This is a genomic window from Myxococcota bacterium (assembly GCA_041389495.1).
Lineage (GTDB): Bacteria > Myxococcota_A > UBA9160 > UBA9160 > UBA4427 > JAWKRT01.
Genome location: JAWKRT010000001.1, coordinates 1,481,082 through 1,494,189, shown reverse-complemented (window position 1 = coordinate 1,494,189; position 13,108 = coordinate 1,481,082). Strand labels below are relative to the sequence as shown.

Here is a 13,108-nt window from a genome sequence, read left to right as displayed (position 1 = left end):
CGCTAGGCGGTCGTCGCGAGCGCGCCCGCATCGTCGCCCGCGCGATCGACCCGGCACTGGAAGCAGCCGAACTTCGACCGCACGTGCACGTAGGCGACGGCCGCGTCGGCGAGGATGCGCTCGCACGCGACGCGGAGCTCGGGCCCGCGCACGACGGCGCCCGTCTCGTAGAGGATCCAGTCGTCGGCGTCGTAGCCGCGCACGAGCGCGGGGTCGAGGAAGTCGAACCACGCGGGCAGCACGCCTGCCTCGTAGCGCGCGCAGGCGCGCGCGTGCAGGAAGACGGGGCCCGTCTCGGCGTACGGCTGGAGCGCCGGGAACGGCCGGTAGCCGAGCACGAGCTTCTCGTCGCCCTCCGCGATCAGCCCGAGGCAGTGGCGGCACGGGTTGGCGACGCCCTCCGCGACGCGCCGCAGCGGCGGCCGACCGTTCGCGTCGGGCCCGCCCGCGCGCAGCCGCTCGCACTCGTCCGTCGGAATCCCGCGCACCCGAAGCTCCATCGCCGCTTCCTCCGAGGCCGAGGGAAGCGCGCGCGGCGCCGGCGCTCTCGCGGATTCCGGACGCGATCGCAGGCGACGTGGATCGGGGCGCGGCGAACGAGGGGCGGGCGACGCGGGAGCGCCGCCGCGCGCACTCAGGGCGCGACGACCTCGACGTGGCCGAGGCCCTCGAGCTGCGGGACGAGCGCGCTCGCCGGGCCGAGCACGACGATCGCCGCGCGCTCCGGGTGCACGAGCTCGCGCGCCATGCGGGCGACCTCCTCCACGTCGACGCGCCGCACGCGTCCGCGGAACGTGTCGAGGCCGTCCTCGGGAAGGCCGTGCACGTCGAGGTCGACGAGCGCCTCGACGACGCTCGACGACGTCTCGAGCCCGAGCCCGAAGCGGCCGACGCGCAGCGTCCGGGCACCCGCCACCTCCGCCGCGTCGGGCGGCTCGGTCGCGATGCGCTCGAGCTCGGCCAGCACCCGATCGAGCGCGGCGCGGGCGCGCGGCACCTGCGTGAACGTCTCGACGATGAACGGCCCCGGGCGGCGCCGCAGCCCGAAGCCCGACCACACGCCGTACGTCAGGCCGGCCTCCGAGCGCACGCTCTTCATCAGCCGCGACGAGAAGCCGCCGCCGCCGAGGATGTCGTTCATCACGGCCGCCGGGATGCGGCGCTCGTCGGCGCGCGCGAGCCCCTCGTGGACGAGGACGATGCGCGCCTGGTTGAGGTCGGGCTCGTCGACGACGACGACCTTGCGCTCGCCCGGCACGCGGGCGGGCGGCGCGGGCGCCTCGGGCGGCACGTCGCCGCTGCGCCAGCCGCCGAACGCGCTCTGCACGCGCGCCTCGAAGGCCGCGCGGTCGATGTCGCCGGCCGCGAAGACGACGGCGTCGTTCGCGATCGCGACGCTCTCCCAGAAGCGACGCGCGGCCGCGGCGTCGAGCCGGGCGACCGTCTCGCTCGTGCCTTCGGCCGGCGTTCCGTAGCGGTGGTCACCGTAGGCGGCTCGCGCCGCGTGCCACCCGACGAGCGTCGCCGGGTCGTCCTTCGCCTGCTCGAGGCCGGCGAGCGTCTCGGCGCGCGCCTTGCGCCCTTCCTCGGCGTCGAAGCGCGGCCGCAGCACGACGTCGCGCAGCACCTCGAAGAGCGTGTCGACGTCGCTCGACAGGCCGCTCGCGGTGACCGTCATCGAGTCCCAGTCGGCGCTCGCGCCGAGGCTCGCGCCGAGGCCGTCGACGAGCGTCGCGAGCGCGAGCGCGTCGCGGTCGCCCGCGCCGCGCTCGAGCAGCTCGGCCGTGTAGGCGGCGAGGCCGGCGAGCTCGGGCGGCTCGGCACCCGCGCCGCGGCGAAGGGCGACGCCGACGACGAGGTGCGGCAGGCGGTGATCGCTCAGCAGGATCGCGTGCAGGCCGTTCGGCAGGGCGAAGCGCGCGAGCGCGCCGGGCTCGGTGATGGGCGCGTCCGCGGGCTCGGGCGGCGCCTCGTCCCAGGCCGGCGGCAGCGTCGCGAACGGCGGGCCGTAGACGGGGGCGCGCTCCGCGGCACGGCCGACGAGCTGGCAGCCCGCGCCGAGCGCGAGCGCCACCGCGAGTGCGACCCGCGCGGCGAGCGCGCGCGGAGCTCCGGCGCGCGCGCTCATCGCGCCGCCTCCGCGCCCGACTGCGGCGGCGCGGCCGGCGCCACGACGTGCACGACGCTGCGCTTCTCCGGCACGAGATAGGTGGCGACGACGCGCTGCACGTCGGCCGGCGCGACGGCCGCGATCTCCGCGAGCCGCTCGTCGATGGAGCGCACGCGGCCGAACGCGACGTAGTCGCGCCCGATGCGGCTCGCGAGCGCGTGCGCCGTGCGAAGCCCGCCGATCATCCCGACCTCGAGCTGGCGCTTCGCCTTCGCCACCTCGGCCTCGCTCACGCCCGCTTCGCGGATGCGGTCGATCTCTCCGAAGAAGAGCGCCTCGACGTCCCCGATCGCGGCGTCGGGACGCACGCCCGCGCTCGCGTAGAAGAGGCCCGCGTCCTGCAGCTCCCAGTAGCCGCCGTAGGCGTAGAGCGCCTTCGCCTCGCGATCGACGAGCGTCCGGTAGAGCCGGCTCGAGCGCCCATCGGACAGGATCTGGCTCGCGACGTCGAGCGCGGCACCGTCGGGGTGGCCGGTCGCCGGCGCGTGCCAGCCCGCCATCAGGATGGGGCTGCGCACGTCGAACTCGACGACGACGCGGCGCTCGCCGCGCTGCTCCGGCTCGCGCGTCGGGTTGCGCTCGATCTCCGAGCGGCGAAGCGAGCCGAAGCGGAGGCGGATGCGATCGAGCGCCTCCTTCGCGTCGAAGTCGCCGGCCACGACGAGCACGAGGTTGTTCGCGGCGTAGTAGGCGTCGAAGAACTCCTGGCACTTCTCGACCGTCACGGCCTCGACGTCGCTGCGCCAGCCGATCACGGGGCGCCGGTAGGGATGGGCCATCCACGCCGTCGCCGCGAGCGCCTCGAACGCGAGCCCGCCCGGGTCGTTCTCCGTGCGCATCCCGCGCTCCTCGAGCACGACCTCGCGTTCGCTCGTCAGCATCGCATCGTCGACGTGGAGGTTCGCGAAGCGCTCCGCCTCGAGGTCGATCACGAGGGGCAGCGACTCGCGCGTGACGTCCTCGAAGTAGACCGTGACGTCGTCGCTCGTGAACGCGTTGATGGCGCCGCCGCGGTCGGTGACGAGCTGCGCGTGGCGCTCGGGCTCGAGGTTCTTCGAGCCCTTGAACATCATGTGCTCGAACAGGTGCGCGATGCCCGAGTAGCGCGCCTCGTCGCGCGAGCCCGCGCGCACCCAGACCTGCAGCGAGACGACGGGCGTCGAGTGGTCCTCGAGCAGCAGCACGACGAGCCCGTTCGCGAGCTCGTGACGCTCCAGTCGCGCGGCCGGGTCGTCGATGTCGACGCCCATTGCCGGCCCGGCGAGCGCGCACAGCGCGGGAACCGCCGCGAGCGCGGCGCGCACCCACCGCGCGACCCGAGTGGCCGGAGACGAACCGCGCGGAGCGCGTCCGTCGGGACGCCGGGCGGCGGGGACAGCCGGAGCCGCGACGTCGGCGCCGCCGGACCGGAGCGAACCCATGGACCGGGACGAACGAGGTCGCGCGAGCAGCATGGCGGGGTACCGTAGTGGGTGGGTCGACGAGTGTCGACCGATCGACACGTCGTCGGCGTTCGCATTCCAGCGCAATCGTTCCGCGCGCAGCCGCTTCGGAGTCGCCTTGCCCGAGACCGATCACGAGCTGCGCGCCGTCCTCGAGCGATGCCGGACCATCGCCGTCGTCGGCATCAAGGATCTGGAGTCCGAGGACGCCTATCGGGTTCCCCAGTACCTGCAGCTCCACGGCTTCCGCATCGTTCCCGTGAACCCGAAGCTCGACCGCGTGCTCGGGCAGCCCGCGTTCGCGACGCTGCGCGACGTCGCCGAGCCCGTCGACCTCGTGAACCTCTTTCGCGCGTCCGACCACATCCCCGCGCACGTCGACGAGATCCTCTCGATGTCCGCGCGGCCGTCCGCCGTGTGGATGCAGCTCGGCATCCAGAACGGGGCGGCGGCCGCCCGCCTTCGCGAGGCGGGCATCGAGGTCGTGCAGGACCGCTGCATCATGGTCGAGCACCGCCGACTGCTCGGCGCCGCCGCGCGCTGACGCGATGGCCGCGCGCACGGTCTACTCCTCGTCGCACGGCCGCATGTGCCCCGACTGCAGCGCGCCCGTCGCGCAGTGCCGCTGCAAGCGGGTGCGCGCGCAGCAGGCCGCGGCGTCGGGCGACGGCGTCGCGCGCGTGCGACGCGAGACGAAGGGACGCGGCGGCAAGACGGTGACGACGATCGAGGGCCTGCCGCTCGCGCCCGACGCGCTGCGCGACCTCGCGGCCGAGCTGAAGCGCCGCTGCGGCACGGGCGGCTCCGCGAAGGACGGCGTGATCGAGATCCAGGGCGATCACCGCGACGTGCTGATGGCCGAGCTCGAGCGGCGCGGCTTCCGCGCCAAGCGGGCGGGCGGCTAGGCGCTCGGCGCACCCGCGTCGCGCGCCCGCTCGCGGCGCGCGCGCCGCTGCCGGCGCGCGACGTACACGAGGTCGACGAGAGCTTCGCGCACGCGGTTGCGCGCGGTGTACTTCGATGCGCCGAAGCGGCGCGGCCGGTGCGCCACGGGAAGCTCGACGACGCGCGCCCCCTCGAGCGCGAGCAGCACGGGCAGGAAGCGGTGCAGCCCGCGGCGCAGCGCGAGCGCGCGCGCGTGGCGCGCGCGCACGACGCGCAGCGCGCAGCCGATGTCGCGATGGGCGTCGCCGAGCACCGCGCGGCGGGCGGCGTTCGCCGCGCGCGACGAGAGCCGGCGCCACGCGCCGTCACGGCGCGTCGCGCGCACGCCGCAGACGGCATCCGCGTCGCCCTCGGCGAGGCGCTCCACGAGGCGGGGGAGATCGGCCGGATCGTTCTGGCCGTCGGCGTCGAGCGTCGCGATCGCATCGCCGCGCGCCGCTCGGAAGCCCGCGCCGAGCGCCGATGCCTGTCCGGCGTGCGCGGCGAGCGCGACGACACGCAGCCGCTCGTCCTTCCGCTCCCACTCGCGCATGCGCGCGAGGCTCGCGTCGCGGCTCGCGTCGTCGACGAGGATCCACTCGAGGCCGATGCCGCGCTCGGCCGCGAAGCCCGTGAGCGCGGCGTCGAGCTCGAGCAGGAGCGCGTCGATCGAGGCCTCCTCGTCGCGCACGGGGACGACGACGGAGAGCAGCCGCGGGAGCGCGCGCCCGGCGTCCGTCATCACGCCTCGCGGCAGAGCGCGAACCAGCTGCCGATGTCCTTCCCGTTCTTCGCGGCCGACCCGATCGTCACGTGCTCCGAGACGCGCCGCAGCGTGTCGACCATGTGCCCGTAGACGAGCACCGAGAGGCCGCGCTCGTTCGAGCGCACGGGCGGCCAGCCTTCGGGCAGCGGCGTCGTCGCGGCGTCCGGGACGCGGCGGTAGTCGACCCAGACCTCGCGCCCCTTCCGCTCGGGGTTGTCGACGGCGACGAAGTAGCCGGGCCCCGTGACGGGCGACATCGACTGGAAGTTGAAGCCGTACAGCTCGGCCGGCTTCGCGGCGTCGTCGCCGCGGCCGCGCGCGAAGCGCTTCTCGAAGTGCGTGAACGCGGGCAGCGTGTTCTTCCCGTAGTGCCGCACGGGTACGACGTCGGGCGTCGACGGCGGGACGAGGTCGGCGAGCGCCACCGCGGCGAAGCCGTCGACGGCCTCGTAGAGGCGCCGCTGGTCGGCGCGCCGCAGATCGCGGATCGCGAGCACGCGATCGGCGTGCGAGAGGCCGTCCAGGAAGCGCGCGATCTCGGCGGGGCGGCCCGCGTCCTCGGCGATGCGAGCGCGCAGCTCGGCTCCGGGCGTCGTCGACATCGGGCTCCTCCATGACGCGCGCGCCGGTGTGCGCGCCGCGGGACGACCGCGGCGCCGACGTGCGGCGGCAGGGTACCGTCGATCGCGCGCGCGCGAGCCGTGCGACGAGCGAGGTCCCGTGGAGAGCCGCCCTGCCCCCGAGCCGTCGACCCCCGCCGAGGACGCGCGCCCGCAGCGCGGACGCGCCGCGCGGCGAGCGACCGCGGAATGGCTCGTGATCGCCGCGCTTGCGGCCGCCTGGCTGCCCGCGCTCGGCGCGCGCGACGTCTGGGCGCCCGACGAGCCGCGCTTCGCGCAGGTGGCGGAGGAGCTGCGCGCCGGCGGCGCCTCCCCCGGGCGACTCGCGCTCCTGCGCCTCGGCGGGCGCGCGTACACGCAGAAGCCGCCCCTGTACTACTGGGCGGCGGCGGCGCTCGGCGCGCCGTTCGGGCGCGTCGACGAGTGGGCGGTGCGGCTGCCGTCGGCGCTCGCCGCGCTCGCCGGCGTCGGCCTCGCGATGGCGCTCGCGCGGCGCGCCTTCCCGGGTGACGAGGGCGCAAGGGCCGCCCCCCTCGTCGGCCTGCTGCTCGGAACGAGCTTCCTCTACGCGCACCACGCACAGCGCGCGTCGCTCGACGCGCCGCTCGCGGCCTGCGAGCTCGCGGCGATGCTCGCGTGGTGGCGCGGCGTGCGCGGCGAGCTCCCGCGCGCAGCGGCGCTCGCGCGCTGCCACGCGTGGCTCGGCGTCGGCATGCTGCTGAAAGGGCCGGTCGCCCTGCTTCCGCTCGCGGTGATCGCCGTCGTCGAGCGCGGCGCGCGGCCGCGGCGCGCGCCCGGGCCCTTCGCTCCCCGGCTGCTCGCGCTGTCGCTCGGGCCGTTCGCGGCGTGGGGCGCGATCGCGCTCGCGATCGCGCCGGACGGGTTCTTCGCGCGCGCCGTGGGCGAGAACCTCGTCGGCCGGTTCTTCGCAGGCACGTCGCACGCGCGGCCGTTCTGGTACTACGCCGTGCAGCTCCCGCTCGACTTCCTGCCCGCGACGCTGCTCGTCCCCGCCGCGCTCGCCGCCGGCGCGCGCAGGCTTCGCGGCGGCGCCGACGGGCCTCGCTCGGGCGCGGAGGAGCGCGCCGCGTGGGCGTGGCTCGCGGCGTGGGCGGCCGTCTTCCTCGCGTTCTTCTCGCTCTCCGCGGGAAAGCGCGGCTCCTATCTGCTTCCGCTCCACCCCGCGCTCGCGATCGCGTGCGGCGTCACCGCGCAGCGCGCGCTCGCCGGGCGGACACGACTGCCGCTGCGCCTCGGCATCGCGGCGTCCATCCTCGCGGCGCTCGTCGCCGGCGCCGCGCTGCTCGTGTTAGGCGACGCCTTCGGCGCGGCCGGGCGCATCGCGGGGCTGCTCGACGGCGCGACGCTCCCGCGCGCGTGGCTCGGGGCGGTGGCGGCCACGGGCCTCGCCGCTGCGGCGGCCGGCGCCGGGCTCGCGCGGCGCGGCGCCCCGGCGCGCACCCGCCTCGCGACGGGGCTCGGCGCGCTCGTCGCCCTGCAGGCGGTGAACGCGTGGGGTCTGTGGCCGGCACTCGACCCACTGCGCTCGCCGCGGCCCATCGCCGAGGCGGCGCTCGCGCTCGCGCGGCCCGGCGAGCGGATCGGCGTCTTCGCGCACCCGCCGCTCACGCCCGGCCTCGCGTACTACGCGCGCGGCGCGACCGACCTGTTCGTCGACCTGCCCGACCGCGACGCGGTCGTCGCCTTCCTCGCCCGCGGCAACGCCGTCGTGGTGAGCCGGGAGCGGCGCCTCCCGCGGCTCGAGCCGCTCCCCCCGCCCCTCGCCGGCGGCGTCGTCGCGACGCGCGGCGAGGTCGTCGTGCTGGCGCCGGCCGAACGCCAGCATCGGGGACAAGCGCCCGAACGGGAAAGGCTTTCCGTTCCGGCGGACTGACGGTCGACTTTCATCTCAGCTACCGTGCGATGACCGCCGAAAATTGAACGCCTGCTCGAAGAACACCGTGAGCACCGGTCGGTCCGCACCGCCCCCGCCCGCCGCGCGGAGGCCCGCGCCGGACCGACGCCAAAGGAGGGCCCCATGAGCAAGACCGCCGAGCTGCGCCTCGACGACAAGACGATCGAGCTCCCCGTCGTCGTCGGGAGCGAGGGCGAGCACGCCATCGACATCACCAAGCTGCGCGCGCAGACCGGGTACATCACGCTCGACCCCGGCTACGCGAACTCCGGATCGTGCAAGAGCGCGATCACCTTCATCGACGGCGAGCAGGGCATCCTCCGCTACCGCGGCATCCCGATCGAGGAGCTGGCCGAGAAGTCGAGCTTCCTCGAGGTCGCGTACCTGCTGATCTACGGCCAGCTGCCCCCGGCCGACACGAAGGCGGCGTTCGAGCGCTCGATCCGCCGCCACACGATGATCCACGAGGACTTCCGGTACTTCTTCCGCGCGCTGCCGAAGGACGCGCACCCGATGGCCGCGTGCGCGACCGCGATCGGCGCCCTCGCGACCTTCTATCCCGACTCGCTCGACCCGCGCGACCCGCACCAGGTCGAGGTCTCCGTGCACCGGCTGATCGCGAAGCTGCCGACGATCGCGGCGTACGCGTACAAGCACTCGATCGGGCAGCCCTTCATGTACCCGCAGAACTCGCTCGACTACGTCGGCAACTTCCTGCGCATGATGTTCGGCAACCCGTGCGAGGACTACGAGGTCGACCCGGTCATCGAGCGCGCGCTCGACCTCCTCCTCATCCTCCACGCCGACCACGAGCAGAACTGCTCGACGAGCACCGTGCGCCTGTGCGGCTCGTCGATGGTGAACCTGTTCGGCGCGATCTCGGCCGGCATCAACGCGCTCTGGGGGCCGCTGCACGGCGGCGCGAACCAGGGCGTGATCGAGATGCTCGAGGCGATCGCGGACGAGGGTCAGACGGCGCGCGAGTTCCTCGAGCGCGCGAAGAGCGGCGACGAGAGCGCCCGCCTCATGGGCTTCGGGCACCGCGTCTACAAGAACTACGACCCGCGCGCGAAGGTGATCAAGAAGGCGTGCTTCGACGTGCTCGAGCGGCTCGGAGTCCACAGCAAGCTGCTCGAGATCGCCGTCGAGCTCGAGGAGATCACGCTCAAGGACGACTACTTCGTCGAGCGGCGCCTCTACCCGAACGTCGACTTCTACTCGGGCGTCATCTACAACGCGATCGGAACGCCGGCGAACATGTTCACCGCGCTCTTCGCGATCGGCCGTCTGCCGGGGTGGATCGCGCAGTGGATCGAGATGCACCGCGACCCGGCGTTCAAGATCGGCCGCCCGCGGCAGATCTACACGGGCCCGACGAAGTCGTCGTACGTGCCCGTCGAGAAGCGCTGACGCGGGACGCGCGGACCGCCCGTCCCATTCCCTCCGCTCCGTCCAGCCTGCCCGTCTGGGTCGGCGGTCGCGTCGCGGCCGCCGACACCGCACGGCTCCCGCTGCGCGAAGCGCCCGCCGCCGACGGGCGCGCGCACTACACGACCGCGCGCGTGCGCGCGGGCGACGTCGTCTGGCTCGACCACCACGTCGCGCGCCTCGCGCGCGACGCCGCGCGCCTCGGGCTCCCGCCCGTCGACCCCCGCGTCGCCCGACGCGCCCTCGTCGAGCTGGCGCGCGCGGCGTTCCCGTCGGCCGACGGCATCGTGCGCCTCGAGCACGCGCGCGGCGCGGACGAGCGCGGCCACTGGCTCGGCGTCGCGCGCTCGCTCGGCGCGGACGCGGCGACCTGGCGCGCGGTCGCGGCGCCCGTCGCCCACGAGGGATGGCACGCGTGGTCGGGCGCGAAGCGCTCGGCGCAGCGCGCGGTGTCGATCGCACGCGCGGCGGCCGCGCGCGCGGGCGCGGACGAGGCGATCCTCGTCGACGCCGCCGGGCGGGTCGTCGAGGGCGCGCGCGCGGCGATCTTCGTCCACCTGCCGGACGGCGTGTTCGCGACCCCCGCCCTCGAGCGCGGCGGCGTGCGCTCGCTCGCGCGCGAGGTCGCGCTCGCGCGCGCGCGCGGCGCCGTGCGCACGCGCGACGTCTCGCTGCGCGCGCTGCGCGCGGCGCGCGAGGTCGTGGCCGTGAACGCGGTGCGCGGCGCGCGCCCGCTCGTCGAGCTCGACGGCGAGCCGCTCGGCGCCGCGCGCGGCCCGCTGCTCGACCGCCTTCGCGAGTGGCTCGACCTTCCCGCACCGGAAGGCCCGCGCGATCGGTCCTGAGCGGAGCGGCGCGCGGTGGTAGGGTGGCCGCCACCGCGGAGGCCCGATGTCGCTCGGCAGGCTCGCCGTCACGCTCCCGCTCCCCTTCCTCGACGCGCGCGCGTGCGTCGCGCTCGCGCAGCGCTGCGAGAGCGAGTGGGGCTACGAAGCCATCTGGCTCGCCGAGACGAACGGGCACGACTCGTTCTCGCTCGCCGCCGCCATCGCGCTCGCGACCGAGCGCGTCGAGATCGGCACGGCGATCGTGCCCGTGTACAACCGCACGCCGGTCGTGCTCGCGATGTCGGCGGCCACCGTCGCCCAGCTCGCGAACGACCGCTTCGTGCTCGGCCTCGGCACCTCGAGCCACGCGATCATCGAAGGCTGGAACGGCCTTTCCTTCGACGCGCCGCTGTCGCGCGTGCGCGAGACGGTGCGCGTCGTGCGCTCGGCGCTCGCGGGCGAGCGGACGCGCTTCGTCGGCCGCACCCTGCGCAGCGAGGGCTTCCGGCTGGGCGCGCTGCCGGCGAAGCCCGTGCGCATCTACCTCGCGGCGCTGCGCGAGCGCATGCTCGAGCTCGCCGGCGCGATCGGCGAAGGCCTCGTCCTCAACATGATGCCCGCGCGCGCGATGCCGAGGATCCTCGACGCCTATCGTCGCGGCGGCGTCGAGGCCGAGCGCGACGCGTCGCGCGACGAGGTCGTCGCGCGCTTCCAGGTCGCCGTCACCGATGGCTCGGCCGCCGCGAACGCGCGCGCGCGCGACATGGTGCGCTTCGGCTTCTCGGGCTACGTCGCGACCCCGGTCTACAACCGCTTCTTCCGCTGGATCGGCCACGAGGCCGTCGCCAAGGACGTGCTCGACGCCTTCCGGCGCGGCGATCGGGCGGGCACGTCGGCGGCGATGACGGACGCCTTCGTCGACGACATCGCGATCATCGGCGACGTCGCGACGTGCCGCGCGCGGCTCGCCGAGTTCGTCGCGGCCGGCGTGACGACGCCCGTGCTCGCGCCGCTCGCCGCGAGCGCGGAGGAGGCCGTGGGGATGCTCGAAGCGCTCGCGCCGGCGCGCGGCTGAGGCGCGCCGTGCCGCCCGGCCCGACCGCCGACCTCGCGTTCCGCTTCTTCCGCGCGCTCGGGCGCGGCGACCGCGAGGCGCTGCGCGCCCTCGTGCACGACGACTTCCGCTGGGTCGTGCCGAAGGGCGCGGTCCAGCACGCGGGCGTCCACGCGGGCGCGGAGCGCGTCTTCGACGCGATGCTCGGCGCGGTCGGCGACGCCTTCGTCGCCGGCAGCCAGCGCACGGACCTCGAGGTCGTCGTCGAGGACGGCGGCGTCGCGTTCTGCGAGGCGCGCGTGCGCGCGCGCGCGCCCGACGGGCGCGAGTACGACAACGCCTACGTGTTCGTCTTCGTCGCGCGCGACGGACGCCTCGCCGAGCTGCGCGAGCACGTCGACACGCGCTACGCGGCGGCGTTCTTCGGCCCCGGCGGCGACGGCGCATGAGCGACGCGTCGCCGACCGCGGCCGCAGGCGGAGCCGCGCACCGCGGGCCCGTGCGCATCGATGCCGGCTACGAAGGCCTGCTTCCGTGGGTCGCGGCCCGTCTCGGCGGGAGCGTCGTCGCGTGCGAGCGCCAGGGCGCGCGACGTTCGGGCGGGCGGCCCGCGTTCTTCGTCGACGTCGCGCGCGAGGGCGGCGCGCTCGTGCGGACCTACGCGCGCATGAGCCGCGGGCCCGGCGCGCAGTCGCCCTTCTTCTCGCTCGCGCGCGAGCACGCCGTGCTCGAGGAGCTCTTCGCCGCGGGCATCGCGGTGCCCGAGCCGCTCGGGGTATGCGACGAGCCCGAGGGCATCCTGCTCGCGCGGCTCCCGGGCGACGACGACTACTGCGCGATCGCCGACGACGCGCAGCGCGACGCGATCGACCGCGCCTTCGTCGCCGAGCTCGCGAAGGTGCACGCACTCGACCCGGCGCGCTTCGAGCGGCGCGGGCTCGCCGTGCCGCGCACGCCCGAGGCGCTCGCCGGGGCCGACCTCGCCGTCTGGGAGGAGGGCTTCGATCGCGGCGCGCGGCGGCCCGTTCCGCTCGTGCGCTTCGCGCGCGGATGGCTGCGGCGCAACGCGCCGCGCGAGCCCGTCGCGCCCGTGCTCGTGCAGGGCGACACGGGGCCCGGCCAGTTCCTCTTCGAGGGGCACCGGCTCACGGGCATCGTCGACTGGGAGTTCGCGCACATCGGGGACCCGATGCTCGACCTCGCACAGATCCGCATCCGCGACTTCTACAACCCCGGCGCCGACCTCTCGAAGTGGCTCGCGCTCTACGAGCGCGCGTCGGGGACGCGCATCGACGCCGCGCGCCTCCGCTACTACACCGTGAAGGCGATGCTGATCACGCCGCTCGCGCTCGCGGGCGTCGTGCACGACATGCACCCGCGCACCGACCACGCGGAGTGGTACGCGCAGGACGTCTGCTACCAGCGCGGCACCGCCGAGGCGCTGGCCGAGGCCATGGGCATCGCGCTCGAGCCGGTCGCCCTGCCCGATCCGCCGCCCGGCGAGCGCGCCGACGTGCTCGCGCTGCTCGAGGAGAACCTCGCGAACGAGCTCGGCCCCGGCGCGAGCGACGCGTTCCTGCGCCACCGCACGGCAGTCGCGCGGCGCCTCGCGACCTACGCGCGCAATCTCGAGCGGCTCGGCCCGGCGTTCGAGGCGATGGAGCTCGACGACATGGCGCGGCTGCTCGGCGGCGCGCGCCCGGCGAGCGTCGCGGCGGGCCGCGCCGCGATCGACGCGCTCGTCGCTGCGGCCGGCCCCGAGCGCGACGAGGAGATCCTCCGCTACCTGCACCGCCACACGGTGCGGGAGGAGCGGCTCATGGCCGGCGCGCTCGGCGCCGGCGAGCACGCGCGCCTCCAGCCGCTCACCCTGCCCGGCCTCGCCTAGCCCGCGCGCGGCCCCGCCCCGCAGCGGCTCCGCGCGGCGCCGCGCGGTGATAGAGTGCCCGGCTCGCCCGACGG

At 75.6% G+C, this 13,108-nt stretch carries 13 protein-coding genes; 8 read left to right on the top strand and 5 right to left on the bottom strand.

Going from position 1 to position 13,108, the window contains the following annotated elements; genetic code table 11:
• Positions 1 to 2: 2 nt before the first annotated feature.
• The 3 genes from R3E88_06605 to R3E88_06595 form a co-directional block, all read right to left on the bottom strand.
• Positions 3 to 500 carry a DUF1203 domain-containing protein gene (locus tag R3E88_06605; protein MEZ4216129.1) on the bottom strand — a complete coding sequence of 166 codons (498 nt, stop codon included), beginning with the start codon at positions 498 to 500 and terminating at the stop codon, positions 3 to 5.
• Between the two features lie 134 nt (positions 501 to 634).
• Positions 635 to 2,128, bottom strand: coding sequence for a pitrilysin family protein (locus R3E88_06600; GenBank protein MEZ4216128.1), 1,494 nt, complete (start codon positions 2,126 to 2,128; stop codon positions 635 to 637).
• Positions 2,125 to 3,474, bottom strand: a complete 1,350-nt coding sequence (locus R3E88_06595) for a pitrilysin family protein (GenBank protein ID MEZ4216127.1) — start codon at positions 3,472 to 3,474, stop codon at positions 2,125 to 2,127. The genes R3E88_06600 and R3E88_06595 overlap by 4 nt, the downstream gene beginning before the upstream one ends.
• 256 nt (positions 3,475 to 3,730) lie before the next feature.
• On the opposite strand from R3E88_06595, the gene R3E88_06590 reads away from it, so the two are divergent.
• Positions 3,731 to 4,156, top strand: a complete 426-nt coding sequence (locus R3E88_06590; GenBank protein MEZ4216126.1) for a CoA-binding protein — start codon at positions 3,731 to 3,733, stop codon at positions 4,154 to 4,156.
• A 4-nt stretch (positions 4,157 to 4,160) separates the two neighbouring features.
• Positions 4,161 to 4,517, top strand: coding sequence for a translation initiation factor Sui1 (locus tag R3E88_06585; protein ID MEZ4216125.1), 357 nt, complete (start codon positions 4,161 to 4,163; stop codon positions 4,515 to 4,517).
• Here the strand turns inward: R3E88_06585 and R3E88_06580 are convergent.
• Both R3E88_06580 and R3E88_06575 read right to left on the bottom strand, forming a co-directional pair.
• Positions 4,514 to 5,278, bottom strand: coding sequence for a glycosyltransferase (locus R3E88_06580; GenBank protein ID MEZ4216124.1), 765 nt, complete (start codon positions 5,276 to 5,278; stop codon positions 4,514 to 4,516). The genes R3E88_06585 and R3E88_06580 overlap by 4 nt on opposite strands.
• Positions 5,278 to 5,904 (bottom strand): hypothetical protein, encoded by a 627-nt coding sequence (locus tag R3E88_06575; protein ID MEZ4216123.1) that lies wholly within the window; start codon positions 5,902 to 5,904, stop codon positions 5,278 to 5,280. The genes R3E88_06580 and R3E88_06575 overlap by 1 nt, the downstream gene beginning before the upstream one ends.
• 214 nt (positions 5,905 to 6,118) lie before the next feature.
• Between R3E88_06575 and R3E88_06570 the strand changes: the two genes are divergently transcribed.
• The 6 genes from R3E88_06570 (at position 6,119) to R3E88_06545 (ending at position 13,034) form a co-directional block, all read left to right on the top strand.
• Positions 6,119 to 7,816 carry a glycosyltransferase family 39 protein gene (locus R3E88_06570; protein ID MEZ4216122.1) on the top strand — a complete coding sequence of 566 codons (1,698 nt, stop codon included), beginning with the start codon at positions 6,119 to 6,121 and terminating at the stop codon, positions 7,814 to 7,816.
• A 144-nt stretch (positions 7,817 to 7,960) separates the two neighbouring features.
• Positions 7,961 to 9,247, top strand: coding sequence for a citrate synthase (locus R3E88_06565; GenBank protein MEZ4216121.1), 1,287 nt, complete (start codon positions 7,961 to 7,963; stop codon positions 9,245 to 9,247).
• Positions 9,133 to 10,110 (top strand): aminotransferase class IV, encoded by a 978-nt coding sequence (locus R3E88_06560; protein MEZ4216120.1) that lies wholly within the window; start codon positions 9,133 to 9,135, stop codon positions 10,108 to 10,110. Before R3E88_06565 ends, R3E88_06560 begins: the two co-directional genes overlap by 115 nt.
• Before the next feature lie 46 nt (positions 10,111 to 10,156).
• Complete coding sequence (locus R3E88_06555) at positions 10,157 to 11,167, top strand: LLM class F420-dependent oxidoreductase (protein ID MEZ4216119.1); 1,011 nt, start codon at positions 10,157 to 10,159, stop codon at positions 11,165 to 11,167.
• Positions 11,168 to 11,175: 8 nt separating this feature from the next.
• Positions 11,176 to 11,595, top strand: coding sequence for a nuclear transport factor 2 family protein (locus tag R3E88_06550; GenBank protein MEZ4216118.1), 420 nt, complete (start codon positions 11,176 to 11,178; stop codon positions 11,593 to 11,595).
• Positions 11,592 to 13,034 carry a phosphotransferase family protein gene (locus R3E88_06545; protein ID MEZ4216117.1) on the top strand — a complete coding sequence of 481 codons (1,443 nt, stop codon included), beginning with the start codon at positions 11,592 to 11,594 and terminating at the stop codon, positions 13,032 to 13,034. The genes R3E88_06550 and R3E88_06545 overlap by 4 nt, the downstream gene beginning before the upstream one ends.
• The last annotated feature ends 74 nt before the right edge of the window (positions 13,035 to 13,108 follow it).

What these genes read in the sequence shown, in the direction of transcription:
- R3E88_06605 (MEZ4216129.1), bottom strand. Translation starts at nt 500, where the DNA reads ATGGAGCTTCGGGTGCGCGGGATTCCGACGGACGAGTGCGAGCGGCTG.
- R3E88_06600 (MEZ4216128.1), bottom strand. Translation starts at nt 2,128, where the DNA reads ATGAGCGCGCGCGCCGGAGCTCCGCGCGCGCTCGCCGCGCGGGTCGCA.
- R3E88_06585 (MEZ4216125.1), top strand. Translation starts at nt 4,161, where the DNA reads ATGGCCGCGCGCACGGTCTACTCCTCGTCGCACGGCCGCATGTGCCCC.
- R3E88_06580 (MEZ4216124.1), bottom strand. Translation starts at nt 5,278, where the DNA reads ATGACGGACGCCGGGCGCGCGCTCCCGCGGCTGCTCTCCGTCGTCGTC.
- R3E88_06575 (MEZ4216123.1), bottom strand. Translation starts at nt 5,904, where the DNA reads ATGTCGACGACGCCCGGAGCCGAGCTGCGCGCTCGCATCGCCGAGGAC.
- R3E88_06565 (MEZ4216121.1), top strand. Translation starts at nt 7,961, where the DNA reads ATGAGCAAGACCGCCGAGCTGCGCCTCGACGACAAGACGATCGAGCTC.
- R3E88_06555 (MEZ4216119.1), top strand. Translation starts at nt 10,157, where the DNA reads ATGTCGCTCGGCAGGCTCGCCGTCACGCTCCCGCTCCCCTTCCTCGAC.
- R3E88_06545 (MEZ4216117.1), top strand. Translation starts at nt 11,592, where the DNA reads ATGAGCGACGCGTCGCCGACCGCGGCCGCAGGCGGAGCCGCGCACCGC.